The following is a 25,365-nucleotide window of genomic DNA, read 5'->3' as shown; positions in this document are numbered from 1 at the left end:
GTTCTGGAGCCTGGACGTGTCGTTCACCCCGTTCCAGCAGTACACCGCGAAGGATTGCCCGCGCTACGGCGAGATGGCCGGACCCCGCGGCGGGGGGGGGGGGGGGGGGGCGCCCCCCCCCCCCCCCCCCCCCCCCACGCGCCGCGCCGGGCCCCCCCCCCCCCCCCCCGCCCGCCCCCCCCCCCACGTCCGGGTGGGCCCGGAAGAACCGGGATATGCGGGCCCACCCGCTTGCCGGAGCGAATTGGAGAACTTTTACTGCGAGTGCGGTAACGGGCATCACCTCGCTCTCGACTTTCCGATCGGCCACCGGAGGATCCGGCGTACCCGGGCGGGCCGCGCTGGCGCGCCCGCGCCGGATCCGGCCGGTGGCCTCGCGGCCGAGGAGGCTGCCGCCGGGGGACGACGCACCGCGGCCGGGGATCGCGGGCCGTGTGCAGCCGCGGCGGCCGGCGCGCCGGGGCGATATACAGCGCCTCGGCGACCTCGGCGAACAGCTCCTCGAGTTCGGGGTCCAGAACCAGCAGCCGCGGATCCACCCGCGACAGCTCGTCCGGGCAGGTACCGGTCGGTGTGGTCATGGCCGGGCTCCCTCGGTCGGACGCCGGCCGGGCGATCAGGCGTTGATGGCCTGCCGCTCGTGGTCGTGGCGTGCGATCTCGATCTTGCGGGGTTTGGCCTGCTCGGCGACGGGGATCACCAGCCGCAGCACACCGTCGCGGTAGTCGGCGCGGATCGCGTCGGTATCGAGGTTCTCGCCGAGGAACAGCTGCCGGCTGAAGACACCGCGGGTGCGTTCGGCGGCGATCATCGACCGGTCGGCGTCCAGTTCCGGGCGCGACGCACGCACCGTGACGACGTTGCGTTCGACATTCAGATCCAGTGATTCCGGGTCGATACCGGGCAGATCCAGCTCGACGAGGAAGTTGTCGCCGTCGCGCCAGGCATCCATCGGCATCGTCACGGGACGGGCCGGGGTGCCGAAAACCTGCTGCGTGAGGCGATCGAGGTCGCGGAAGGGGTCGGTACGCATCAGCATGGTCGCCACCTCCAGTTCACTCCATTCACTGTCGAAGGGAACTCAGATAACCTCTGTCATCTGACAGAGATAATATTTAGCACTCACGCCATGAGAGTGCAAGAGTCCCCCGAAGGAATTGTGGAATTCCGACGCTGTCGTGGCGGTGATGACCGCCGCGCGGCGGATGCGTCCGGGTCAGGCGCGGGGAATACGGAACTCCCATTCCGTGCCTTCGCCGACGGTATCCGCGGTGAGCAGTTCGACGGTGCCGCCGAGCGCCGCGATCCGGCCGGTGATCGAGCGCGACACCCCCATCCGCCCCTCGTTCGCGGCCTCGGCGAGGCGGCCCGGGGCGATTCCGACGCCGTCGTCGCGGACACTGACGATCAATTCCGTGCCGGTGTCCTCGAGCAAGATGTAGGCGCGGGCCGCGGGGCCGGCGTGGAGTTCGACATTGGTCAGGGCGGCGGCCACCGCGGCGGTGATCTCCCGCGCGGTCCAGCGGCCGAGAGGAACGGGTTCGCCCGGGGTGGAGACCACCACGCGAGGCGTGGCGTGTGCCGTGAGCAGGGGACGCAGGTCCACTGTGGTCTCGCCGGTCTCGCGGCCGGCGGCCTGTTCGGAGATCAGCCGCCGGAGCGCGACTTCCTGCTCACCGGCTCGCTGCGCCAATTCCGTTGCCGGACCGCCGATCTCGGTGCCACGGCGTTTGATGTAGGAAAGGATCTGCAGCACGCCGTCGTGCACCTGGCGGGCCAGTCGTTCGCGCTCCTCGGTGGCGGCGGTGAGCCGCACCGCACGCTGCAATTGTTCCTGGGCGCGGCGGGCGGTGTTCGCGGCCAGGCCCAGTGCCAGGCCCACCGACACCAGCACCGGTGCCGTCGCATCCGCCCACACATCCTCGCCCCACTGCTGCCGCATGGTGATGATCGCGGCCGCGATGAGCAGGCCCGACGTGACCCCGGCCAGCGGCCCGCGCAGGATCGCCGCGGAGATCACCGCATTCGCCGACCACATGGTGGTGGGCAGCGGCTGATGTCCGTGATACCAGGCGTAATCGGCGACCAGCGGGGTCGCCGCGATCAAGCCGAGCACCACCAGATGGTCGCCGAGCACCACCAGCGGGCGGATGCGGAGGGTGCCGGGAGTGTGCACCCGGGCCAGCAGCAGCGCCGAGATCCCGGACCAGATCACCATGAGCGCGACGAAGAACCAGCTCAGCCACGGGTTCTCGTAATACCGCACCGACGCGATCTGCTGCCCCACCGCGTACAGCAAGGTGACCAGCCGGAACGCTTGCACCGCACGCCACAGCGGGGCGGTCGCGGCCTCGGCGGGGTCGGGTTCGGCCGGATGCGCGGAGCCCATCGGTGCCTCCTGATCGGGTACAGGCGAATGTGTGCCAGTGTGGCCGGAAATCGCGCCGGCCGCGCCATCCGAGCCGCGCGCCCGGCGATCACCGGGAACGAACGTCCGGCACCACCACAGCACGCCCGCAGCGGATTCGGTGTCGGCACGAGATGTGGCTCAGCAGGGACCGAGAGCTGGCCGGCCCGGGATCTCCAGGACCGGGCCGGTAGTGGTCTTACCGGGACTCTGGATATCCGTTGCGACAGGCTCCGGTCGGAACTGGTCCGCGGGCAGGGAGATCCCGAGTTGCGTTCGGCTCCACTCCCGGTCGAACCAATCGGGCGCGGCCGCCCGGAACCGCGGCGGTGGCCACGAGCCGGCGCCCGCGGGTACCGCTCCCACGAGTTCGGTGTCGGTGACCTCCGGCAGATCGGTGCGGTTGGTCCCGGTCGCGAGATCGGGCTGCTCCGGCCAGGAGCCGACCACCAGCCCGGCGCAGCGCACACCCTCCTGCCGGAGCGCCCGGATGGTCAGCTCGCTGTGGTTGAGGGTGCCCAGTCCCGATGCCGCCACCACCAGCACCGGCGCCGCGAGTTCACGGGCGAGGTCGAGCAGGGTGAACTCGCCCAGCCGCACCAGCAGGCCGCCCGCGCCCTCGACGAGAACCAGATCGGCGGTGGAACCGAGAGCCGATACGGCGGCGGCGGTGTCGGGCAGCGTGAGAAGTGGGGCGCCGCAGCGGCGGGCGGCGGTCGCGGGAGCGAGCGGGTCGGGGTAGCGCGCCAATTCGAGCGTGTCGGTTACCCCGGAGAGCGCGGTGATCGTGGCGAGGTCGCCGGGTTCGGTAGCGGTGACGCCGGTTTGCGCCGGTTTGCAGATCGCGACCGAAAGTCCGGCGGCGCGTCCGATCGCGGCCAGCGCGGCAGTGGTGACCGACTTACCGACCTCGGTGGACGTTCCCGTGACGAAAAGCAACCGCGTCTCCCGCTGGTCATGCGGGTGCGAGGCCGGTCCGGGCCGATGCCGAACCGGAGCCGCAACGCTCGGCGTCCGGCTCGTGCTGTGCGTGCTCGGGCTGTGTGCCGGCTGCTCGTACCGGTGCTGCGCTGCCGCCCCTGAGCCCGGCTCGCCAGCGCTTCGTTCCTTCGGCGAAACCGACAGCTTTTCGGTCCGGTGCTGTACCGGCGGCTCGCCCGGACTGTGCGTGTTCCGGCTGGTTGGGGGCAGGTGGCGGCGCTGCGTTACTGCCTCGCGGCCGGACCCGCTCATACCGGTACCGCCCCGTGGTCGCGGGCGTGTGCCAGCACCGGGGTCAGGACCGCGGTGAGGGTGGCGAGATCGGCGGGGGTGAGGTCGGCGCGGGCGGTGAGCCGTAGCCGGGAGGTGCCCTCGGGTACCGACGGCGGGCGGAAGCAGCCCACCTCGACGCCCCGTTCGCGGCAGGCCAGCGCGGCGTTGTGGGCGATATGCGGGTCGCCGAGAATCACCGGTACGACGGCCGAATCGGGGCGGGGTACTCCGGCGATCCGGGCGATATCAGCGGCGCGATCCAGAACCCGCTGCCCGAGTGCGGGATCCCGGCGCAGAATGCGCAATGCCGCGCGGGCGGCGCCGACGGCGGCGGGTGCCAGGCCGGTATCGAAGATCATGGTGCGGGCGGTATCGACCAGATGCGCGCGCACCCGCTCGTGGGCCAATACCGCACCGCCCTGGGCGGCGAGTGCCTTGGACAGCGTCACGGTGACCACCACATCGGGTTCGCCGGCCAGCCCGGTCTCCTGCACCAGGCCGCGCCCGCCGTGACCGCGGACCCCGAGCCCGTGCGCTTCGTCGACGAGCAGGACCGCGCCGTGGGCGCGCGTCACCCGATGCAGTTCGGCCAGGGGCGCCAGGTCGCCGTCGGCGCTGAACACCGAATCGGTGAGAACCAGGGCGCGTTCCTCGGTGCGCTCGGCCAGCAGGCGCGCGACGGCGGCGGTATCGCGGTGCGGCGCGATCGCCACCCGCGCCCGGGAGAGCCGGCACGCGTCGACCAGGGAGGCGTGGCAGCCGGCATCGGAGACGATCAGTGCGCCCCGGCCCGCCAGCGCGGTCACCGCCCCGAGGTTGGCGGCGTAGCCGGAGGCGAAAACCAGGCCTGCCGGGAAGCCGGTGAACTCGGCGAGTTCGGCTTCGAGCAGCTCGTGGTCGGTGGTGGTCCCGGTGACCAGCCGGGAACCGGTCGACCCGGCCCCCCAGCGGCGCACCGCCTCGACAGCCCCCGCGACCACCTCCGGGTGCCGCGCGAGCCCCAGATAGTCGTTGGAAGCCAGATCCAGCGCCGGCGAATCCGCGGTGCGCGGCCGCAGTCGGCGCCGCAATCCGGCGCCGACACGGTCGGCCGCGCGGTCGTCGAGCCAGGCAAGCGGATCGTGGGTCACGACCAGCACCATACTTGAACACCGTTCAAGTCCGCCAGACTGCCGAGCCGGCATCAGCCTTCGATGGAGCCGCTCCCGAACTCGGCGGTTTCGGAGGCGCTGCCAGACACCTCAGCGGATACCTGCCCCCAGTTGATGCCGGATCCCGGCGGTGAACAGTTGCAGGCCGAAATCGAAGCGTGCCGTGGGATCGGGGACCTCTGCGGGTTCGGCCGAGCCGGGCTGTGGCGATTCCGGCAGCGCACCGGCCGAATCCATCTGCATCCGGGATTGTTCGTCGACCGTATGGCCGAGCACGTAGTAGAGCAGCGTGTAGGCGGCGAGTTCGGCCCGTTCGCGGGGCATACCCGCGCGGATGACGGCGCCGGCGATCCGTTCGCGGCCTGTGCTCGTGGTCAGGCGCGAGGCGTAGGTGGCCGAAACCAATTCCGCGCCGTCGCGGTAGGTGAGCAGGCAGTTGCGCATCCGGTGTGCCAGTTCGCTCAGGGCTGCCGCCCAATCGGTCATGCCGACGGGCTGTTCCATGGGGGCGAGGATGCGGTCGGCGACGGCGCCGAGCAGGGCTTGTTTGTTCGGGAAATGCCAGTACAGCGCGCCGGGCTGGACGCGCAGCGAGCCCGCGAGCCGGCGCATGGTGAGGTCGGCGAGGCCGTACTGGTCCAGAATGGCCAGCGCCCCGTCCACGACGTCGTCTCGGTGTAGCTGCACAGTCGGTCCTCCCGTGGCTTCGATACGCCCCTGACGCTACCCCAGCCTGAACGCTGTTCAATCTTTGCCGCTACCCTGTCCTGAACGCTGTTCAAGTCAGGTGTGTTCCGGTGCGGCCGCGGCACACCACCCACGAAGGGATTCGCCCGTGACCCAGGCCCCCGTCACCACCGGAGCATCCGTCGACGACGTGCTCGCCGTGGCCCGCGAGCAGGTGCTCGACCGCGGTATCGGACTCTCCCGCGAGCAGACCCTGGCCGTCCTGCGGCTGAGTGACGACCGGCTGGAGGAATTGCTCGAACTGGCGCACGAGGTCCGGATGCGCTGGTGCGGCCCGGAGGTCGAGGTCGAGGGAATCATCAGCCTGAAAACGGGCGGTTGCCCGGAAGACTGCCATTTCTGCTCGCAATCGGGACTGTTCGCCTCGCCCGTGCGCGCCGCCTGGCTCGATATCCCGAGCCTGGTCGAGGCGGCGAAACAGACCGCCAAAACGGGCGCCACCGAATTCTGTATCGTCGCCGCGGTCCGGGGTCCCGACGAACGGTTGATGGCACAGGTGGCCGCGGGGGTGGAGGCCATCCGCAACGAGGTCGATATCCAGATCGCCTGTTCACTGGGCATGCTCACCCAGGATCAGGTCGACCGGCTGGCCGCGATGGGTGTGCACCGTTACAACCACAACCTGGAGACGGCCCGCTCGCACTTCCCGAACGTGGTCACCACGCATACCTGGGAGGAACGCTGGGACACCCTGCGGATGGTGCGCGCGGCCGGGATGGAGGTCTGCTGCGGCGGCATCCTGGGAATGGGGGAGACCCTGGAACAACGCGCCGAATTCGCCGCCGAACTGGCGGTCCTCGAACCCGACGAGGTACCGCTGAACTTCCTCAACCCCCGTCCCGGGACCCCCTTCGGAGATCTCGAGGTTCTGCCCGCCGCCGACGCCTTGCGTGCCGTCGCCGCCTTCCGCCTCGCCCTGCCGCGGACCATCCTGCGTTTCGCCGGAGGGCGGGAGATCACCCTCGGAGACCTCGGCGCGCGGCAGGGCATCCTGGGCGGAATCAACGCCGTGATCGTCGGCAACTACCTGACCACCCTGGGCCGCCCGGCCGAACAGGACCTCGACCTGCTCGGCGAACTGCGGATGCCGGTCAAGGCACTCAACGAGACATTCTGATCGGCGGCGTCAACCGCGGAAGGCGGCCCCGGATGAGTACTGTCGGCGATATGGACGAGCGCTACAACCCGTTCACGGGCGCACCCATCGTGCCCGGGCACGACGAACCGGCCTCCCGGGCCGTGGCCCTGGGCCTGGAGCCGCCCCGGTTCTGCGCGCACTGCGGACGCCGGATGGTCGTGCAGATCGACCCCGGCGGCTGGCGGGCCCGGTGCTCACGGCACGGCGGCATCGATTCCACCGGCCTGGAAAGGCGGTAGGGATGAGCGGGGCGCGCAAGGAACTCCGGGCCGCGGCCGTGCTGCTGGCCGCGGTGGTGCTGCTGAGTGTGGTCGCGGGCGCGGTCTGGGGGCTGCTCGCACCGACCGAACTGGTGCTGGTCGTCGAACCCGGCCGCGGCGCCACTCTGGTGGGGGAGAGCCTGCACCGGTTCGACGCGCTGGCGATCTTCGCCGGTGCGGGCGCGGTGACCGGGCTGCTCGCGGCGGCCGCGGCCTGGCGATGGCGGCGGATGCGCGGCCCGATCCAGCTCCTCGGGTTGCTGCTGGGTTCGGCGGCCGGTGCGTGGGTGATGGCGTGGGCCGGGGAGGCGGTCAACACCTGGAACAACCCGCGGCCCGATGATCCGCCGGTCGGGCAGATCGTGGCGCTGCCGGTCGGTCTCGAAAGTTCACTCGTCCTGCTGGTCCAGCCGCTCACCGCGGCGCTGGTGATCCTGGTTTTGGCCGGTCTCAGCGCCGGCGAGGATCTCGGCAGCGGTTTCGCCAGCCCCTTCGGAGAGTCGCGACCCCAGCCGTACGCGGAGCCGGAGTACGACGACGCCTACTATCCCGGCGCCGCCGCCGAGCGGGTGTCCTCGGGCGCTCCGGTGCGGGCCGAACCTGCGCTTTCCCCACAGGATTCGCCGTCGGCCGGACCGTCGCTGTCGAAGTGACCTCGGCGCTCCCGGCGCGGAAAACCGGGAGCGGCAATACGTCTCACCCGCAGTGTGGTCGTCTCGCGCAGCGGGACCGGGCACCCGCCCGTCGCGCGGACCGTGTTCCCCGGCCGTAGGCTGAGCGCGTTCGGGGAGACGACAGGGAGAAGACGTGGGGTTCACCAGTGCGCTCGTGGTCGAGGAGATCGACGGGAAGTTCTGGAAGGTCCGGGAGCCGCTGAGATATCAGGGCGCGGACGAGGAGTTCGAGGTTCCGGCGGATTTCCGCACCGATTTCGCTTCGGTGCCGCGGCCGCTGGTCTGGCTCATTCCCCGGTACGGGGTGTATACGCGGGCGGCGATCCTGCACGACTACCTGTGCCGGACGGAGCGGGTGAGCGCGGCCGACGCCGACGGCATCTTCCGGCGCACACTGCGCGAATGCGATGTGTCGCGGCCGCGGCGCTGGATGATGTGGGCGGCGGTGCGGCTGGGGAGCCGGCTGGCGGGGATCACTCCGGCCGCGTTCGCGGTGTGGCTGGTGATCGCGGTGGGCTCGATCGTGTTCCTGGCGGTTCCGACCGTCGTGGTGACGGTGTTCCTGGTGCTGTTCTGGTTCGTCGAGCTGATCGCCTGGGCTGTGGACCGGCGCACGCCGCCGGAACGGCGCACCTCGGTGCCCCGGCCGCAGATGAGAACCTGAGCGCGCGCCGGCGAAACCGGCGGAAATGCCGCTCGGGTACCAGGATTCGAACCTGGACCAACGGAGCCAAAATCCGGTGAGCTGCCGTTACTCCATACCCGATCGCGCTCTGCTGCCGGGCGCGTACCCGGGACAGTAGCGGTGCGGCGTTATCGGCCGCACCCGGTTTTCGGTTCCGCGCGCGGGGGTTCGACGCTACCCACGGGGGCGTAGCGCGGCGAATTCGTCGGTGACTCGCAGACCCGAATCGGTGAATCGGTAGACCGACGCGGGACGCCCTCCGGCTCGTCCAGGGGTGGCGGTATCGCCGGTCGGGGTGATTACCTTGCGGCGGGTGAGCACCCGTTGAAGGTTGGTGGTGTCCACGTCGTATCCCAATGCCGCGCAATAGATTTCCCGCAGTGTCGACATGGTGAACCGGTCCGGGGCCAAGGCGAACGAAATATTGGTGTAGGACAGTTTGGCGGCCAGCCGGGCGCGGGCGTGACCGACCACGGTGCCGTGGTCGAAGGACATCTCGGGCAGAGCCGATACCGGATGCCAGCGGGTATCGGAAGGCAGGCGGGGATCGGCGGTGAGCGGGACGAGGCCGAGATAGGCCGAGGCGATCCGGCGCGGTCCCGGCACCCGGTCCGGTGCGCTGAACACCGACAGCTGTTCGAGGTGGTCCACCTCGCGCACATCGACCTTCTCGGCGAGCTGGCGGCGGGCCGAGGTGTCCAGATCCTCGTCGTTGCGCAATCGCCCGCCCGGTAGCGACCAGGTGCCCTGCTGCGGGTCGAGGGCGCGCTGCCACAGCAGTACCGCGAGTTCGCTGCGCTGGCCCGGCGGGCAGCGGTCGATCACCCCGTCGCGACCGCTCTCACCTGCGGCGATATTGGCGGGGAAGCGGCGAACCTGGAACACCGCGGTGAGCGATTCATGGATGGTGCTAAACTGGTCCACGTTTTCGATCATAAGTCGAAAACCTGGTTGAGTGCGAATCGGCGGAGTTGCCGAGCGCGCGTAGGAAGGAGCGACCATGGCGACGATGGGAGCAGAATTGGCCCCGGCGCCGGGTACCGCACTGCGGGAGCGGATCGTCGACGGGCCCACGGGCTATACCGGGGTGGCGGCGACGCCGGAATGGGCGGCCGAGGTGAAACGCCTGGCGCGGCAACGCAATGCGACCATTCTCGCGCACAACTACCAGCTGCCGGAGATCCAGGACGTGGCCGACCACGTCGGCGATTCGCTGGCGCTGTCGCGGATCGCCGCCGAGGCACCCGAGGACACGATCGTGTTCTGCGGGGTGCACTTCATGGCCGAAACCGCCAAGATCCTGAGTCCCGAGAAAACCGTGCTCATCCCCGACGAGCGGGCCGGTTGCTCGCTGGCCGATTCGATCACCGCCGAGGAGTTGCGCGACTGGAAGGCCGAACACCCCGGTGCCGTGGTGGTGTCCTATGTCAACACCACCGCCGCGGTGAAAGGGCTGACCGATATCTGCTGCACCTCGTCCAACGCCGTGGACGTGGTCGCCTCCATCGACCCCGGTCGCGAGGTGCTCTTCCTGCCCGACCAGTTCCTGGGCGCGCACGTCAAACGGGAAACCGGTCGCGAGAACATGCACATCTGGATGGGCGAATGCCACGTCCATGCCGGGATCAACGGTGACGAACTCAACGACCAGGCCCGCGCCCATCCCGACGCCGAACTCTTCGTGCACCCCGAATGCGGTTGCGCGACCTCGGCGCTGTACCTCGCCGGCGAGGGCGAATTTCCGGCCGACCGGGTGCACATCCTGTCCACCGGCGGCATGATCGACGCCGCCCGCGCCGCGACATCGAACCAGGTCCTGGTCGCCACCGAGGTCGGCATGCTGCACCAGTTGCGCAAGGCCGCGCCCGGGATCGATTTCCGGGCCGTGAACGACCGCGCCGCCTGCAAGTACATGAAGATGATCACCCCCGCCGCGCTGCTGCGCTGCCTGCGGGAGAACCGCGACGAGGTCCACGTCGACCCGGAAACCGCCGCCCTGGCCCGTAATTCGGTCCAGCGCATGATCGAGATCGGGAACCCCGGCGGCGGGGAATGAGGCCGATTCGGGTCGCTCGCCGAGCGTCGGTACATCCGCCGGCGCGTAGTGCATGTGCGCGCGGCGCCGGTCGGGCGGCGGTAGCCGGTGGCTGTGGATTCGGCGGATGAGCCGGGGCCTCGGCGCGGCGGTCACCGAGGCCCGGTGCGGCCGGGCCGCACTCGTGGCCGGGCGAATCGGTCGGCTCGACGGCCGGTCGTACCGCCGGCCCACCGGTGACGGCTCCCGGCAGTGGAGGACATGATGATTGGTGAACGACCGGCCCCCGGCTGGGAAGAACACGCCGACCTCGTGGTGATCGGCGGCGGCGTGGCCGGGCTCACCGCAGCGCGCGCCGCCTCGCGCCGGGGTCTGCGGGTACTGATCCTGAGCAAAGGCGGCCCCAGCGATACCGCCACTCAATACGCCCAAGGCGGTATCGCGGTCGTCGCCCCGCAGGGTGACTCGGTGGATTCCCATGTAGCCGATACGCTCGCGGCGGGCGGCGGGCTGTGCAACCCGGATGCGGTGCGATCCATCGTGGCCGCGGGCCCCGATGCGGTCGCCGCCCTCACCGACCTCGGTGCGGTATTCGACCTCGGCCGCGACGGCCAGATCTCCCGGACCCGCGAAGGGGGCCACAGTACCCGCCGCATCATCCATGCCGGAGGTGACGCGACCGGCGCGGAAGTGCAACGGGCGCTGTCGGCGGCGGGCCTGCCCGTGCTGTTCGGAACCGCGGTACTCGAGGTGGTCACGGACGCGCACGGCGTACAGGGAGTGATCGCCGTCTCCGAACGTGGTGTCGGACGTGTCCACGCGCCGGCCGTCCTGCTGGCCACCGGCGGCCTCGGCCAGCTCTACGCCCTCAGCACGAACCCCGCGGGGGCGACAGCCGACGGTGTGGCCCTGGCCCTGTGGGCGGGTGCGATGGTGGCCGACCTCGAGTTCGTGCAATTCCATCCCACCGTCCTGTACTCGCCCGACGGGTTCGGCCGGCAGCCGCTGATCAGCGAGGCGGTGCGCGGCGAAGGTGCGGTCCTCGTCGATTCCCGCGGCGAATCGGTGACCGCCGGAGTTCATCCGCGCGGTGATCTGGCGCCGCGGGACGTGGTCTCCCGGGCCATCGCCGCCCGGCTGCGCGAACGGGGTGAGGACCACGTCTATCTCGACGCTCGCGGTGTGCCGGACTTCGTCCATCGATTCCCGACGATCACGACCTCGTGCCGGGTCGCGGGGATCGACCCCCGGCGTGATCTGATTCCGGTCGCGCCCGCCGCACACTATCAATGCGGGGGTGTGGTCACCGACCTGCACGGACGGACCGGGGTTCCGGGACTGTACGCGGCCGGAGAAGTCGCCCGTACCGGGTTGCACGGTGCGAACCGGTTGGCCTCCAACAGCCTGCTCGAGGGCTTGGTGATGGGCGAACGCGCGGGTCTGGCCGCGCTGGAACGGCTGGGCGAACCGGCGCTGGTCCCCGACCGGCCCGCCGCGCACCGGCCGGCAGCGCACCGAAGTCTGCTGCAGCGGACGATGACCGACCATGCCTCCGTCGTCCGCGACGGGCGGGGGCTCGCGCAGGCAGGTGGCCTTCTCAGCGGCGCCACCGACGCGCGGCGCACCGTGCTTGGTACGGCGACCACCGCCAGCAGGCCGTCGCCGCCGGAAACGCTGTCATCGCAGGTGAACGGCTCGTCTGGGGCGCAGTCGCCGGCGGCGCTGATCGCGGAGTACGAAGATGCCGCCCTCACGGTCACAGCCCGGGCTCTGCTGCTGGCCGCTTCGGCGCGCATCGAGAGCCGCGGCTGCCACACCCGTGCCGACCACCCGGCCCCGGCGCCGGGCTCGGCGCGACCCATCGCGGTGCGGTTGAGCAGCACCGGCGCCCCGCAGATCGCAGCGGAACGGTCCGGCGAACCGCGGAACGGCGGCGACAGCGGCGCGCCGTGCGCCGTCGCCGCCGCACCGCCGGCGGCCTCGTGACCGGGCTTCGCGGAGCGTCGACCGGGGCACTCGGCCAGGCCGGTACGCGAGTGGGGGTGGCTGTTGGTCGAATGCCCCGCACAGAATCGGATATGAGGAGTTGACAATGACTTTGGACGCTGGGCTGGAGCCCGAGGCGGTCCGCGGTCTCATCCGCACCGCACTCGACGAGGACCTCCGGTACGGCCCCGATATCACCACCGTGGCCACGGTTCCGGAAGACGCCGCGGTGAAGGCCGCTGTCGTAGCCCGGCAGCCGGGCACGGTCGCGGGCATCGATATCGGACTCCTGGTCCTGGACGAGGTGATCGGGGCAGGCAACTACGAGCTCACCGAACGCGTCGCCGACGGCACCCGAATCGCCGCCGGCGACACGGTTTTCGCAGTGGCCGCACCCACCCGCGGCCTGCTCACCGCCGAACGCACCATGCTCAACCTGCTCTGCCACCTCTCCGGGATCGCCACCGCGACCGCCGCCTGGGTCGACGCCGTGGCCGGCACGAACTGCCGCATCCGCGACAGCCGCAAAACGCTGCCCGGCCTGCGCGCCCTCCAGAAGTACGCGGTCCGCGCCGGCGGCGGCGTCAACCACCGGATGGGCCTGGGCGACGCCGCCCTGATCAAGGACAACCATGTCGTCGCCGCGGGTTCGGTGGTGGATGCCCTGCGCGCCGTCCGCGCCGCCGCCCCCGATATCGACTGCGAGGTCGAAGTCGACACCCTCGACCAACTCGACGAGGTCCTGGCCGAAAACGTCCAACTGGTCCTCCTCGACAATTTCCCCCTCTGGCAAACACAGTCCGCCGTCCAGCGCCGCAACGCCCTCGCCCCCGATACGAAACTGGAATCCTCCGGCGGTCTCACCCTCGACATGGCCGCCGACTACGCCCGCACCGGCGTCGACTACCTCGCCGTAGGCGCCCTCACCCACTCCGTCCGCGTCCTGGACCTCGGGCTGGATATGTAGCTGCGCTACAGCTGTCCGCTGGGGCCGTGATCGGATCGGCTACGGCCTGGCAACTCACTCGTTCGATCGAGAGGCTGGGGTCGCGGTAGATCGCCACCGGACTCGACCGTCACGGCATGGTGGGTCTGCGGGCTGCGGCCGCCGTCCGGATGCTTGTCGACAAGCCCGCAAGGCTACGACCGGCCGAGCTCTGCTAATCAGTCAGTATGGAAAACCGTTCGGCCGCGGCGCCGGTCGTGATAGAGCTGCGCACCGAGCCGTATGACTCCCCCTCGGCAACCGCCATGATCCGGGCCGCGAACCGCACCAATGAGGCTCTGTACGGGCGCGCAGACCAGTCGCCGCTGTCGCCCGAGGAGTTCTCCCCCGAACACCGGGGCCGGTTCCTCGTTGCCTACGTGGACGAAATCCCAGTGGGATGCGGCGGTTACCGCCGCCACCACGACGACGAGAGCGGTGGTACCGCAGAGATAAAGCGTATGTATGTCGAAGCCGACGTCCGCCGTCAGGGGATCGCCCGAGCGCTGCTTTCCCAGCTGGAACGCGGTGCCCGCGGCGACGGCTATGACACGATCATCCTCGACACCGGCAGTAAACAGCACGCCGCCCACGCTCTCTACGAGTGCAGCGGCTACCGGCGGACTGCATGTTTCGGCATATACCGCGACAAACCCGGTAACCGCGCATACCTCAAATCGCTCGATTCCGGCGGCCGGACCGAAGGATGAGCGGGGGCGTATCGCCGTCGATTTCGGTTCCGTCAATCGGGCCATGAACCGGCGCTCGTCCCCCGTGCACACGGCCGTTCCCAGCACCTCGGGGTCCGCGGCGGCGAGTTCGGGAATGTAGCCGGCTACCGCCCCGGTGGAGTCGGTGCGGAGATCGTCGAGAACTTCTTGCAGGTAGTCGGCGATCGGTGAATGCACGGTATCCACCCTTTCGGGATCAGCGGTCACGGTGAACGGCAGACCGGTACCGCCGGAACCTGCCCGGGTTCGCGAAACCGCCGGCCTGTGTGCGAGCGGCTGCCCGGCACCGGAACATTTGCCGGACCGCAGCGGTTGCTCGTGGTAACACCCGGTGAGACGAGGAGTGCGATGCCGAAGCCCGTGGACGAGGCCTATCACTGGAACGGCGAGCGGCTGGACCTGGACCTGTACCTGACGCGGATCGGGTATACCGGGCCGCGGACGCCGACAGTGGGTACATTGCGCGGGCTGGTCGGCGCTCATACGACCGCCATCCCGTTCGAGAATCTGGAGGCGGTACTCGGCCGTCCGGTGCCGCTGGACCTGGAAACCTTGCAGGACAAGCTGTTACGGCAGCGGCGCGGCGGTTACTGCTACGAGAACGTGACCGTGTTCGCGGCGGCGCTGGAACGTTTGGGCTTCGGAGTCACCGGGCTGGCCGGGCGGGTGACGATGGGAGCGGGCGGAGTGCGCCCGGCCACCCACGCACTCCTGCGGGTGACCACCACCGACGACGATCGGGCGTGGCTGGCCGATGTGGGGTTCGGGGCGGGTCCCGCCGAACCGTATGCGCTCGTCGATACGTCCGGGGAGTTCACGCTCGGTGAGTGGCGGTTCCGGCTCGAATGCGAATACGGCGAACTCGACACCGAACAGTGGGTGCTGCACCAGTTCGCGAAGGACGGATGGGTCGACCGCTACACCTTCACCCTCGCCCCGCAGTACCGGATCGATTACGAGGTCGGCAACCATTTCGTCGCGACGTCACCGCGGTCACCGTTCACTCGGCGGCCGTTCGTCCAGCGTTTCCATCCCGACGCCCACCACATCCTCGACGGCCGCGTCCTCACCACAGAACACCCCGACGGTTCCAGCCGGTCGCGGGAGCTGAACCTCTCGGAATTGCCGGAAACGCTGGCGAAGGTGTTCGATATCGAACTTCCCGACGAGGATGCCGCAGCGTTGCTTCGTGCCCCGTGGGCCGTGAGCTGACCGTGCTCTTCCCAGCACTGGTCGGCCGTGCTCCGGCTCCACCGGGAGCCAGAGTTGGGCGTCGGTCCGGCTCTGTCCGTCGACAGGCGGGTGCGCGGGTCGGTCCGCTCGCCCCGTCCGCCCCGTACTTCTCCGGCAGTATCGGCACGTCGAGGTATGGGCCGCGTTCACGGCCGGGGGGAACTCGAGTCGAGTAGAGCCGTCCAGAACTCCCGTTGCACCGCATCCCACAGGTCCTGATGTTGCGGTAACACCTCACGGGCATCGGCGAGATCCAGCGGCGCCGCGTCTTCGGCGAATACGACCGTTCCACGTTGTGCCAGTGGCAGCGGCTTGTCGGGCCACTGGACCGCGGGACTCGGGTCGCCGAGCAGTGATACGCGCCGAATCCACGGGCGTCTTTGTGTCAGAGACCAGACCGCGGTCTTCTTGCCGTCGGCGGTTGTCGTCGTACGCGGTCCTTCTCGCTTCATTCGGCTTCCCCTGCGGCTGATGGTTCCCGGTGCGGGGGACTCTGGACCCCGTATCGGGACGACTCGAATCCCTCATGCCGATCCGGACGGGACCGGCCGGCCGCGCACCGTGTACACGGCAACACCGTCGGTTGTGCCGGCCGTTCGCCACTCCCGGCCGCGAGGGTTGGGCCACTGCCGGTTGTCCCCGCGAGACGAACTGGGGCCGAACGTCTCCTGTCGAAGAACACCGCTCGACTACCCGGATTGCATCCTCACGCAAGGTGTTCCGGTTCACGACAGTGTTCCAAACTCTGGGCGCAGACGCAACGGGAGATGCATCTGCATCTTCGAATGGATATGCAACTGCATGTGCATCTGTGTGTACAGTAGGCCGCGAATCTTGTTCATCGACAGGAACAGTGAGGGTGTCATGTCCGATCCCACCGCCGAGTTCCCCTCGGTCCCGAGTGCAATCACCTGGCGGAAGAGCTCTTACAGTGGACCGAACGGCAATTGTGTCGAGCTGGGCCGTATTTCCGGCGACAGCATCGGAATGCGCAACTCCCGAGACCCACAGGGCTCCGTTCTGACTCTCGGGCGCGCCGAGTTCGCTGCCTTGCTGCGCGAGATCAAGGGCGGCCGCTTCGATAGCTTCATGCTGTAAGGTGTTGCGGGGGGTACAACCAGGAGGGGGCTACAGATTCGTACTGGATGGGAGTCGAGTCGATGACAGCCAGGGCCGGCTCCGCGGCAGCGAGGTTCGACCACGACGGTGACGCGACAGCCGAGGTTTCCGTCGAACGTGGACCCACTGTCTTGCGGATCGCGCTCGGCGTCCAGCTACGGAAAATGCGCGAGGAACGCGGGATCAGTCGCGGGACGGCGGGCGAGGCATTGCGCGCAACCGAATCCAAGATCGCCCGGCTCGAGCTGGGGCGGACCGGGTTCAAAGCCCGCGATATGGGCGACCTGCTCACACTGTACGGTGTGCACGACACCGACGAGCGCGACCGCTTCCTTGCTCTGGCTCGTCAAGCCAACCAGCCGGGCTGGTGGCATCGCTACAATGACCTACTGCCCTCCTGGTTCGAGACCTATGTCGGTCTCGAACAGGCCGCCCTCGGCATTCGCATCTACGAAACCCACTACATCCCGGGCCTTTTCCAGACCGCCGAATACGCCCGTTACGTCTTCGGTCTCGATTCCCGGGAGGACGCCCAGCGCCTCGTCGATATGCGGATGCGACGCCAGCGCATACTCACTCGCACACCGAACCCGCCCACTGTGTGGGCGGTCATCGATGAGCACGTGCTGCGCAGGCTGCCACCGGATCCGTGCGTGGCCCGTAACCAGCTGCAGCGCCTGCTCGAGTTGACCGAGCAGCCCAATATCACTATGCAGGTGCTCCCGGAATCCGCCGGTCCCACGCCCGCCGAAGGCGGGTCCTTCAGTATGCTGCGCTTCCCCGAAGACGAGCTGCCCGATATCGTCTATCTCGAACAGCTCACCAGCGCGCTCTATCTCGACAAAGCTGCCGATCTGCAGCGCTACCGGAAGCTCATGGACACCCTGTGTGCGGGCTACGCGCACCCACCCGGCAGAACCCCGCTGCTCCTGCGTGAGCTCCTCGACAAAGTCGGCTAGTGTCGCCGAAGGGTTGGCGTATCGGTCTCGGCCGGGCGGCGCGTTCGAAGACGCGCGACCAGTGCCCGGGTAACAAGACCGAAGCCGCGCTCGACACCGCGTCCCGTCGGCAGCGGCATGACCGATACCGATCCCGTGCCGGAGTGGCGCTCCGTCCGCAGCATGGCATTACGCCCTGCGGGACAGGCGTATTCGCATGTCAACCCGCCGCCGCGCGAATCCGGGCTGGGGTAACGTGTGGATCGACCACAGGACTCGGCGATCCGATCTGACAGGCCGAAGTCCGTGGCCTGGACCTGCCGATAGTAAGGGGCAAGAAACAGTGGATATCCGCGACGTCCCGTGCGGGCCCGGTCGTTTACCTGTTATCGGACACGGCTGGGGAATGTGGCGTGATCCGGTCCGGTTCATGGCGGATCTGGCGGGCATCGGGAAAATCGTACGTGTCGATATCGGCAGTCTCGTTGTCTATGTCATCACCGATTTCGAACTACTTCACAAGGTGTTGGTCGAGAACTCCGACGCCTACGAGAGAGGGCTCCTGTTCGAACGAATCCGTCTCATATTCGGGGAATCGCTGATCGTGGCCGACGGTGAGCAGCACAGGGATCTTCGCCGCCTGCTGCAACCTGCGTTCCATCGAAAAGAGCTGGAAAGCCACGCGGATATCATGAAGCGGAACGCGGACGCATTGGCGAGTTCGTGGCGGCCGGGCCACCACATCGAGGCTCGTTCGGCAATGTTGGAAGTGGTGATCGCCAACGTGCTCGAGTCCATGTTCTCGCATAAACCCGATACCGGAGAGCTGCAGTTCATCTCGGGTCTGGTCGAGGATATCGGCGCAGGCGCCATGGTGGGCAGTGTGTTGCCCAAGAGGCTGGCGAACCTGCCGCTACCGGTGAACCGCAAATTCCTGTCTGCCGGCACGCAACTGCGGGAATACTGTCAGGATCTGCTCGTCGCGCGCCGGGGCAGTGGTGATCGCCGCAACGACTTGATCGACATCCTGCTGGATTCCTCAGCGGACGAACACCACAGTGACAAGTTCCTGGCAGAGCAGGCCGTGACCGTACTCTTCGGCGGAATCGACCCTTCGACCACCACGCTGACCTGGGCTCTGTACGAGTTGTCACAGCGTCCGGAGGTGGCTGCGAAACTGCGGGACGAGATCGCCGATGCGGGGGAACTCGACCCCCGGAGCCTCGGCGGGCTCGACTATCTGAACCGGTTCCTGAACGAGGTCACGCGGATTCATTCACCACTATTGCAAACCCGACGCACCGTCACCACTGTCGATCTCGACGGTTTCACCTTTCCGGCCGGGACAGATATCGGCTACAGCATTGCAGCCATTCATCGAAACCCGGAAATATTCGCCGAGCCGGACACTTTCGACCCCGATCGGTGGCCGGCTTCGAGCTCGGGAACGAAATGCCGGAGCTTCGTCCCGTTCAGCATGGGCAATCAGATGTGTATCGGCAACAATTTTGCGTGGCTGGCAATGCAGACGACGCTCCACAGTTTGTTGTCGAAGTGGGAGTTCCGGCCGGTCGTCACCGAGAAGGTCCCGCGGGCCATGGGGCCGATCCCTGGGCTCGGCAGGCTTCCGCTCGAGGTTCGTCCGGTCTCCCGGTAACGGTGCGGCCGGATCGATGACCGTGACGACCCCGCAGTCGGCGCCGTGAATCAGGCACCTGACTTGGTGACCGCAGCTCTGCGATATGCCGATATCTTGCGAATCAGGGCAGGCAGGACAGCCGCGGCGACGAAAAGGACGACCGCGAAGAGGACGAAGTAGAGCAGAGAACCGTTGCGGCCGAAGCGGGGGACGAACGCGACTTCCTGGCCGGTTGCGGCGACGGCGTTGAGGAACGGGGCAAAGGCCTGCAAGGTGTACCCGTGGGGCAGCATATTGATGGAATTCTCGGCTACATAGACCCAGAACAGCAGGACGGCCACAGCGGCGGACGGAGTGCGAATCAATGACCCGACCGCGACACCCACACCGCAAGCGGCGAACCCGTAGATCGGGACGGTCCAGAGGAACCGGAGACCGGCCGAGTCCGTGATGTCCACAGCACCATAGATCTGGGGGAACTGCGTCGGCAGGGTGACCATGACGACGACGAGCAGAACAACTGTCGACATCGCGGTGATGGTGCCGTAGTAGAACCACCGGGCCAGCGCAACCGTCCAGAACCGGGGAAACAGGAACTCATTGAGATCACTCGTCCGACCGCGCCATTGCGCGGCGTGGGCGTAGGCGGTGGTGACCATCATGACCGATACGGCCAAGGTGATCACCCAGTACACCGAGTTGGTTGTGGAGACTGTGGCCAGGTAACTCTGCCCAGGGAGGCTTGCGAGCCGTTCTGCGACAGCGGCGATTCCGAAGGTGACGATCAGCGGCAGCGCGAAGGTGAGGGGAACCGCGACGATCCACAGAAAACTGCGCCCGGTGGTGCGGGTCCATTCGGCGGCGATACCGCGGCGGATCAGTGTGGCCGCACCGGGACTGTTCATGAGGCCGTGCCGGACGCGATATCGGTAGGCAGGCCGGCGATTCGCAGGTAGGCGTCTTCGAGTCCGGTCTCGCCGGGACCCAAGGTGTCCATGAGGTGGGCGAACGGCTGGTCGGCCAGAATGCGCCGGTTTCCGAGGATGACGATATGGTCGGCGTTGCGTTCGACCTCGTCGAGCAGATGCGTGGCCACCAGGACACAGGTCCCGGCATCGGCGAGGTCGCGCAGCAGTTCGCGAATCCAGCGGATGCCCGCGATGTCGAGGCCGTTGAGCGGTTCGTCGAGCAACAGGGTTCGAGGTTCGGAAAGTAACGCGGCGGCGATGCCGACACGTTGGAGCATACCGAGCGAATAGTGCCCCAATCGGCGATCGGCGACCCGGGCGAGGTCGACGATCTCGAGAACGTCGCCCACCCGCCCGGTGGGGAGCCCACGGGCCCGGGCGATCCAGCGGAGGTGCCGCCGTGCGGTGTGACGTGGGTCGAAGGCCCGGTAGTCGATATGCAGTCCGAGCGTCGCCGGTGTGGTGTGATGGGCCCGGACGAGGGTGCCGTCGACCTGGATGGTGCCGAGGGCGGGCGCGATGACGCCGCAGATACTCCGCAGCAGTGTGGTTTTACCGGTGCCGTTGAGACCGAGCAGGTAGGTGAGTGCCCCGTCGGCCACCCTCAATTCGGGGATTTCGAGAACGGTGACGCCTGGATAGCCCAGAGTGAGATCACGGATGTCGATCACAATGCTTGCAACCGGTCAGAAATCGCAGGCCATCGCCAGCCCTACGGCCTTGACGCCCTCGCATACGGAGCTGTTGGACAGCTTCCAGACACCGTCGATACGCTTCCAGACCACCCGCGCAACGAGGTCCGGTTGGCCCGCTGTCTTGCTGCGCAGCATAGCGGTGTGCACGTTGCCTTCGTGGGTTTCGGGACCGGTGATCTCGTTCGACCCGCGCGGAGCTCGATACAGGCCGGTGTTGTAGAGGGTGCGCGCCACCACGACGGCCCGCATACCGCCTTCCATATTGGCCGCCTTGGCCTCGTCGGAGGCGGGTTTCTCGATCAGGAACGCGACCTGGGCGTCCAGATCTTCCAGGGTAGGGACATCCCGGGTGATGAGGAACTCACCCGGCGCCGCGGAGGCGGCAGGAGCATTGACAACCGAGGCGCCGGTGGTGACCGCGGCGACCGTGGCGATTGTCGAGATGACACCAGCGACAGTTTTGAGGGTCTTCATTTTCATCCTCTGATGGACCGGGACAGCATCTGTTACACGCTCGGAGAGTCAGGTGGTCGAGGAATCAGCGTGTTCATCTCGGCTCCTCACGGTTTGCGGCCGATGGCACCGAGCATGACCATTCGAGTATCCGGTAAGCCGGGGCGGAGCCACTGCTGTACCGGCACCACACCGGGTTCGAGCAACTCGAATCCGGTGAGGAATGCCTCTGTCTGGGTGGTGGACCGAAAGGCGACCTGGGCCGAGGTGCCGTTGGTGCCGGCGAGCACCTGGAGTATCTCCGGGCTGGAATCACTGGAGCCGTGCGTGATCGCCAGATAACTGCCCGGCGCGATCCGATCACGGAGGGCGGCGAGGATCTCGGCGGGGTGTTCGTGGTCCATCACATAATGAAGCACACTGACGAGGAGGATTGCTACGGGTTCGTCGAGGTCGATCAGCTCGAGGTGGACCAGCTCGTCGAGAATGTCGTGGGGACGGCGAACATCTCCCCACAGTGCGGCGACACCGGGCGATCGGGCCAGCAGCGCATCGCAATGGGTGACGACGATCTGGTCGTAGTCGACATACACCACCCGCGCCGACGGCTCGATCTCCCGAGCCACCTCGTGCACATTGGGCGAACTCGGGGTACCCGAGCCGAGATCGATGAACTGACGGATACCGGCATCAGCGGCTACCTGGACCGCTTTGTGCATGAAACTCCGGGTGAACCAGGCCAGCGTCTTGAGTTCGGGTGTGCTGGACAACATTTGATGGGCCATGTCCTGGTCGACATCGTAATTGTCTTTTCCGCCCAGCAGGTAGTCGTACACCCTGGCGGAAGTCAGCTTATCCGTGTCGAACGGGCGCGGCAGCCGGTTGTTTTCCGGCGCAGGCCCTTCGATTCCTTCGACCACGGGAGCAATCGTAGCCGACGGCATCTCGGGTGTGCATTGCACCGAAGATCTTTCGGTCTCGTACGGAGTGGGGGATACGTGACCCGAACGAGTCGGCGTTCCGGACGGCCGAATTGCTCCGGGAAGGCTCGGACCGGCGACGACGGACGGCGGCGACCGTGACCACCGGACGTTTCACAGATCGGTCTCGGCCAGGGCGACTGCGTGTGCTACTGCGGAGCGCGCCCGGTCGACGGTCTTGTACCGGCCCAGACCACACGGGGCCGCGACGTCCACCAGGCCGCCGTAGGCCGACTCCGCCGCCGCCAGACTCTGCCGGGCCTGCGCGAGCGGTTGCTCCGGATGCGCGAGCCCGGCGACAACACGCGTAGTGGCAGGCAATTCCAGGTGTGCCAGGGGTTCGTAGTAGCGCGGCCGGACCGGTGCCTGCCTGCCGTCGCCGATGGGCAGGTGAACGAATTCGAGAGGTCTCCCCGCGGGCCAGTATCGCGCTATCGCGTTGGCCAGCGCCACGACCGCGGCCGTCGATCCCGGCACCACGGCCGGCTTGTCGTCGAGACTCCCGTAGCAGAGGTGCACTCCGAAACGGGCTCCCTGGGGTGCCCGTGCTACGAGACGCGCGATCGCCCGGCCTGCCCCGGTGGCCACGGCCTGCCGCACGATCGCGGGCATCCGCGCGCAGAGGAGGGTCTCCGCGGCGAGTTCGAGTTGGAATACGACGTTGTCCCCCAACGTTTCGTGGATTCGGACGATTTCCCGGACGGTCGCGTCGACGATCGGGCGGTAGTAGGGGAAGTTCCGGTCACCGCGGCCGGTGGAGCGGCGACGCCATACGAGCATCCGTGCCTCGAAAGCGATGAAACCGATGACAAACGGCGTCGGTATACCTACCTGTAAGCGCAGTCCGGGATCGGTTCGGCGCATATCGGCCAATGCCTCGAGGGCACGCTCGGCCTCTGCCGCATAGCCGAGCGCGGCGTCGATATCGGCTTCGCCCAATGATCGGCCGGCCCGAAGCCGAAAGGTGTTGCGGGAACGCAGCGTCGACCAATCACCGCGACGCACCGGCTCCAGTACGGGGATGCTGTCGAGCCGATCGATGATGGGTCTGATGTACCACTGGGCGCGATAGGGATCCGCTTCGCCACCGGGAACCATGCCGTCCAGGAACTCACCGGCCGTCTCGACGGCGAACGCCATCGCCTTCGCTGGACTGTCCAACTGTGCGGGCAAGCTGCCCACGAAGTGAACCCTACGCTTCGGCTGCACGTCGTCAGTCTCGCATATGGCCGTCCCGAGAAGGCGGTCAGATCCCGGCGAGAGTCGACGCCGGCCGAATTCTCCGGATCCGAACTCGGACCCGCATCGGCCGGTGTGAGTATCCGCGATGCAGCTGCGCGAGAGCGGAAGTTTGTGGGTACTGCCCACGGGGTGTTGATAGATTTCCCGGTATGGAAGCCGCGCACCAGGGGGCCGCGGGCAGGCTGCGTAGTCTACCGACGCGACTGATCGACCACACCGCGTTACTGGCCGGCCGGGCGACCGAACAAGCGCTGGCCGGAACGGGTTCGCGCCGCCACCACTATGCGGTGCTGACGACCCTGAAAGAGGGCGGTGCCACCAGCCAGGCAGAACTGGGGCGTCGCACCGGAATTGATCGCAGCGATATCGTCGCCGTCCTCAACGACCTGGTGGGCCGAGGGTTTGTGGAGCGCGTCACCGATCCGGGGGATCGGCGACGCAATATCGTGAGCTTGGCCGATCCCGGCAGACAACACCTGGGCGAGCTGGACCACAGGCTGGACCTCGCGCAGCAGGATCTGCTCGCGGCGCTGACGGCCGCGGAACGCCGCACCCTGATCTCCCTGCTCGGCCGGATACTCGACGATCATGCGACCCGGCCGGCCGGAAACAGCCCGGCCTCCGTGTCCCGCAACCGGTGAGGTAACCGAGCAATTCGCCGTCGTATGCCGCCAGGAACACCGGATCGGCTTCGTGATCAATAAAGGGATCGGGGTATATCGGCGCCTCGGATTCCGAATGCCCGCAGAGGAATTCGGTCGGTGAACGGTGTCCTGCTCGCAATGTCGGCTCCCGCAGGGGGGCGGTCGACCCTGCTCGTCGAACATTCGGATATGCGTGGTGACAACCTGTCTCGGCGCGGTCAGGCTGTGAGTTCCCGTTCCAAGGGGGTGCGGAAGCGGGGAATCGGGCGTAGCTCGCCGTACCATCCGGTGGCGCGCTCGGCCTCGGCCGTGACCAGGGCGCGGGCGTCGGCGCCGATATCCTCCAGCAGCCGGGTCACGATCTCGCCGTCCTTACGTTGCGCCCAACCGCCGACGATCCGGCCGTCGAACCAGATACTCGGCCCGATATTGCCGTTGCGATCGAACAGTTGCTCCTTGTGCCCGCCCAGGTACCAGTCGCGGGACTGCCAGCCCATCGGGGTGGGATCCAATGCGGGCAGCAGAGCCGCCCAGGGGCGCGGTGGCGGGACCGGGTCGAGATCATCGGCGAGTAGCAGCCCGGTGGTGCCGTCGAGATCGACCTCCACCGTGTCGAGCCGGGCCAGGGTCGTGCGGACCTGGCCCAGCGTCCAGCCCGTCCACCATTTGATATCGCCGATCGGCGCCGGACCGAAGGTGTGCAGCCAGCGGCGCACCAGTTCGGTGCGGGCTTGTCCGGCGTCCATGCCGGTAATCGTCGCGGGAAGCCAGGATTCGGCAGGTACCCAGGAATAACTACTACTGGACCAGCTGCCGCCGGGCCGGGCCCGGACGATGCGGCCCTCGGTGCCCAGCAGAACCAGCACCCACGTGGTGATCGAGATCGGCCGGGAGTACGACTTCTCCGGATTCGTATTGAGCTGGGTGCGCAGCGCGGGGACGTCCTTGCTCAATTGCGCGCCGGTGGCGCTGCCCCGGGCCAGCAGTGCGCGATGGGTTTCGTCGGCGACGGCGGCCAGCCAGGCTTCCGGATCGTCGCCGCCGATACCGGCCTGCTCCAGCAACTTCGCGTAGGTTCGGAGTTGTTTGCGGGCAAGGTCGATAGCGCACGAGGCGTGCAGGACCGGGGCCAGCTCGACCGGGGCGACGAACATCGTGCGCCGCATCGCCAGCATGCGCAGCAGCGACCGATCCTCGTACAGTGCCCGCTCGACATCCGCGGGGCCCAGCGCAGTGCCTCGTGCGGCCACCGACAGATGCACGGTCGCGGGGTCGGTGGCGTGCAGAACCACCAGGGAACGGGTGATCTCGGCGGCATCATCGCCGCGATACTCGGCGGCCAGCCGATGCCGGACCCCGATCCTGGCCCGTCGCTGCGCTGTGGAGAAGGCATACACGAGG

General features: G+C 68.0%; 26 protein-coding genes and 1 tRNA gene. 13 read left to right on the top strand and 14 right to left on the bottom strand.

Annotation, left to right across the window (positions count from 1 at the left end; genetic code table 11):
• Nucleotides 1-616: 616 nt before the first annotated feature.
• The 5 genes from QH276_RS30295 to QH276_RS30275 form a co-directional block, all read right to left on the bottom strand.
• Entirely contained in the window at nucleotides 617-1,039 is a 423-nt protein-coding gene (locus QH276_RS30295; protein ID WP_280399159.1) for an Hsp20/alpha crystallin family protein, read from the bottom strand.
• A gap of 177 nt (nucleotides 1,040-1,216) precedes the next feature.
• On the bottom strand, nucleotides 1,217-2,389 hold the full coding sequence (gene macS, locus QH276_RS30290) for a MacS family sensor histidine kinase (RefSeq protein ID WP_280399158.1): 1,173 nt from the start codon (nucleotides 2,387-2,389) through the stop codon (nucleotides 1,217-1,219).
• Between the two features lie 159 nt (nucleotides 2,390-2,548).
• Complete coding sequence (bioD, locus tag QH276_RS30285; protein ID WP_348536626.1) at nucleotides 2,549-3,346, bottom strand: dethiobiotin synthase; 798 nt, start codon at nucleotides 3,344-3,346, stop codon at nucleotides 2,549-2,551.
• Nucleotides 3,347-3,636: 290 nt separating this feature from the next.
• The gene (locus tag QH276_RS30280) at nucleotides 3,637-4,803 is read right to left on the bottom strand and encodes an 8-amino-7-oxononanoate synthase (RefSeq protein ID WP_280399157.1); all 1,167 of its coding nucleotides are present in this window, start codon (nucleotides 4,801-4,803) and stop codon (nucleotides 3,637-3,639) included.
• Between the two features lie 99 nt (nucleotides 4,804-4,902).
• Nucleotides 4,903-5,499 (bottom strand): TetR/AcrR family transcriptional regulator C-terminal domain-containing protein, encoded by a 597-nt coding sequence (locus tag QH276_RS30275; protein ID WP_280399156.1) that lies wholly within the window; start codon nucleotides 5,497-5,499, stop codon nucleotides 4,903-4,905.
• Nucleotides 5,500-5,647: 148 nt separating this feature from the next.
• Here QH276_RS30275 and bioB point away from each other — a divergent pair, with 148 nt between their 5' ends.
• From bioB to QH276_RS30255, 4 genes are all read left to right on the top strand, one after another.
• Nucleotides 5,648-6,676 carry a biotin synthase BioB gene (bioB, locus tag QH276_RS30270; RefSeq protein WP_280399155.1) on the top strand — a complete coding sequence of 343 codons (1,029 nt, stop codon included), beginning with the start codon at nucleotides 5,648-5,650 and terminating at the stop codon, nucleotides 6,674-6,676.
• A gap of 32 nt (nucleotides 6,677-6,708) precedes the next feature.
• A complete protein-coding gene (locus QH276_RS30265; protein WP_280399154.1) occupies nucleotides 6,709-6,936 on the top strand; it encodes a hypothetical protein in 228 nt (75 codons plus the stop codon).
• Nucleotides 6,937-6,938: 2 nt separating this feature from the next.
• Nucleotides 6,939-7,610, top strand: coding sequence for a DUF2567 domain-containing protein (locus QH276_RS30260; RefSeq protein ID WP_280399153.1), 672 nt, complete (start codon nucleotides 6,939-6,941; stop codon nucleotides 7,608-7,610).
• A gap of 154 nt (nucleotides 7,611-7,764) precedes the next feature.
• Nucleotides 7,765-8,295, top strand: a complete 531-nt coding sequence (locus QH276_RS30255) for a DUF1353 domain-containing protein (RefSeq protein ID WP_280399152.1) — start codon at nucleotides 7,765-7,767, stop codon at nucleotides 8,293-8,295.
• Nucleotides 8,296-8,326: 31 nt separating this feature from the next.
• Here the strand turns inward: QH276_RS30255 and QH276_RS30250 are convergent.
• Both QH276_RS30250 and QH276_RS30245 read right to left on the bottom strand, forming a co-directional pair.
• Nucleotides 8,327-8,397 (bottom strand) — tRNA-Gln (locus tag QH276_RS30250).
• A gap of 93 nt (nucleotides 8,398-8,490) precedes the next feature.
• Nucleotides 8,491-9,252, bottom strand: coding sequence for an NUDIX hydrolase (locus QH276_RS30245; protein WP_432278632.1), 762 nt, complete (start codon nucleotides 9,250-9,252; stop codon nucleotides 8,491-8,493).
• 64 nt (nucleotides 9,253-9,316) lie between these two features.
• On the opposite strand from QH276_RS30245, the gene nadA reads away from it, so the two are divergent.
• The 5 genes from nadA to QH276_RS30220 all read left to right on the top strand — a co-directional run bounded on the left by nadA (nucleotide 9,317) and on the right by QH276_RS30220 (nucleotide 15,265).
• Nucleotides 9,317-10,372, top strand: a complete 1,056-nt coding sequence (nadA, locus tag QH276_RS30240; RefSeq protein WP_432278631.1) for a quinolinate synthase NadA — start codon at nucleotides 9,317-9,319, stop codon at nucleotides 10,370-10,372.
• 243 nt (nucleotides 10,373-10,615) lie between these two features.
• Nucleotides 10,616-12,337, top strand: coding sequence for an L-aspartate oxidase (locus tag QH276_RS30235; RefSeq protein ID WP_432278634.1), 1,722 nt, complete (start codon nucleotides 10,616-10,618; stop codon nucleotides 12,335-12,337).
• 106 nt (nucleotides 12,338-12,443) lie between these two features.
• Complete coding sequence (nadC, locus tag QH276_RS30230) at nucleotides 12,444-13,304, top strand: carboxylating nicotinate-nucleotide diphosphorylase (RefSeq protein ID WP_280399149.1); 861 nt, start codon at nucleotides 12,444-12,446, stop codon at nucleotides 13,302-13,304.
• 206 nt (nucleotides 13,305-13,510) lie between these two features.
• The gene (locus tag QH276_RS35635; RefSeq protein WP_432278630.1) at nucleotides 13,511-14,032 is read left to right on the top strand and encodes a GNAT family N-acetyltransferase; all 522 of its coding nucleotides are present in this window, start codon (nucleotides 13,511-13,513) and stop codon (nucleotides 14,030-14,032) included.
• Between the two features lie 369 nt (nucleotides 14,033-14,401).
• On the top strand, nucleotides 14,402-15,265 hold the full coding sequence (locus tag QH276_RS30220) for an arylamine N-acetyltransferase family protein (RefSeq protein ID WP_280399147.1): 864 nt from the start codon (nucleotides 14,402-14,404) through the stop codon (nucleotides 15,263-15,265).
• 167 nt (nucleotides 15,266-15,432) lie between these two features.
• Here the strand turns inward: QH276_RS30220 and QH276_RS30215 are convergent, their stop codons facing one another.
• A complete protein-coding gene (locus QH276_RS30215) occupies nucleotides 15,433-15,738 on the bottom strand; it encodes a hypothetical protein (RefSeq protein WP_280399146.1) in 306 nt (101 codons plus the stop codon).
• 412 nt (nucleotides 15,739-16,150) lie between these two features.
• Here QH276_RS30215 and QH276_RS30210 point away from each other — a divergent pair, with 412 nt between their 5' ends.
• The 3 genes from QH276_RS30210 (at nucleotide 16,151) to QH276_RS30200 (ending at nucleotide 19,000) form a co-directional block, all read left to right on the top strand.
• Nucleotides 16,151-16,384, top strand: a complete 234-nt coding sequence (locus tag QH276_RS30210; RefSeq protein ID WP_280399145.1) for a DUF397 domain-containing protein — start codon at nucleotides 16,151-16,153, stop codon at nucleotides 16,382-16,384.
• A gap of 62 nt (nucleotides 16,385-16,446) precedes the next feature.
• Complete coding sequence (locus QH276_RS30205; RefSeq protein ID WP_280399144.1) at nucleotides 16,447-17,364, top strand: helix-turn-helix domain-containing protein; 918 nt, start codon at nucleotides 16,447-16,449, stop codon at nucleotides 17,362-17,364.
• A gap of 322 nt (nucleotides 17,365-17,686) precedes the next feature.
• Nucleotides 17,687-19,000, top strand: a complete 1,314-nt coding sequence (locus QH276_RS30200; RefSeq protein ID WP_280399143.1) for a cytochrome P450 — start codon at nucleotides 17,687-17,689, stop codon at nucleotides 18,998-19,000.
• Nucleotides 19,001-19,050: 50 nt separating this feature from the next.
• On the opposite strand, the gene QH276_RS30195 is transcribed toward QH276_RS30200, so the two are convergent.
• From QH276_RS30195 to QH276_RS30175, 5 genes are all read right to left on the bottom strand, one after another.
• On the bottom strand, nucleotides 19,051-19,887 hold the full coding sequence (locus tag QH276_RS30195; RefSeq protein ID WP_280399142.1) for an ABC transporter permease: 837 nt from the start codon (nucleotides 19,885-19,887) through the stop codon (nucleotides 19,051-19,053).
• Nucleotides 19,884-20,621 (bottom strand): ABC transporter ATP-binding protein, encoded by a 738-nt coding sequence (locus QH276_RS30190; RefSeq protein ID WP_280399141.1) that lies wholly within the window; start codon nucleotides 20,619-20,621, stop codon nucleotides 19,884-19,886. Before QH276_RS30190 ends, QH276_RS30195 begins: the two co-directional genes overlap by 4 nt.
• A gap of 15 nt (nucleotides 20,622-20,636) precedes the next feature.
• A complete protein-coding gene (locus QH276_RS30185) occupies nucleotides 20,637-21,119 on the bottom strand; it encodes a hypothetical protein (RefSeq protein WP_280399140.1) in 483 nt (160 codons plus the stop codon).
• An 86-nt stretch (nucleotides 21,120-21,205) separates the two neighbouring features.
• The gene (locus QH276_RS30180; RefSeq protein WP_280399139.1) at nucleotides 21,206-22,018 is read right to left on the bottom strand and encodes an SAM-dependent methyltransferase; all 813 of its coding nucleotides are present in this window, start codon (nucleotides 22,016-22,018) and stop codon (nucleotides 21,206-21,208) included.
• 174 nt (nucleotides 22,019-22,192) lie between these two features.
• Complete coding sequence (locus QH276_RS30175; protein WP_280399138.1) at nucleotides 22,193-23,260, bottom strand: hypothetical protein; 1,068 nt, start codon at nucleotides 23,258-23,260, stop codon at nucleotides 22,193-22,195.
• 209 nt (nucleotides 23,261-23,469) lie between these two features.
• Here QH276_RS30175 and QH276_RS30170 point away from each other — a divergent pair, with 209 nt between their 5' ends.
• A complete protein-coding gene (locus QH276_RS30170) occupies nucleotides 23,470-23,961 on the top strand; it encodes a MarR family winged helix-turn-helix transcriptional regulator (RefSeq protein WP_280399137.1) in 492 nt (163 codons plus the stop codon).
• Between the two features lie 221 nt (nucleotides 23,962-24,182).
• On the opposite strand, the gene QH276_RS30165 is transcribed toward QH276_RS30170, so the two are convergent.
• On the bottom strand, nucleotides 24,183-25,361 hold the full coding sequence (locus QH276_RS30165; protein WP_280399136.1) for a winged helix DNA-binding domain-containing protein: 1,179 nt from the start codon (nucleotides 25,359-25,361) through the stop codon (nucleotides 24,183-24,185).
• Nucleotides 25,362-25,365: the final 4 nt, after the last annotated feature.

Source organism: Nocardia carnea (assembly GCF_029869215.1).
Taxonomy (GTDB): Bacteria; Actinomycetota; Actinomycetes; order Mycobacteriales; family Mycobacteriaceae; genus Nocardia; species Nocardia carnea_B.
Note: the sequence above shows the minus strand (reverse complement) of the source record. Positions and strands in the feature narration are given on the sequence as shown.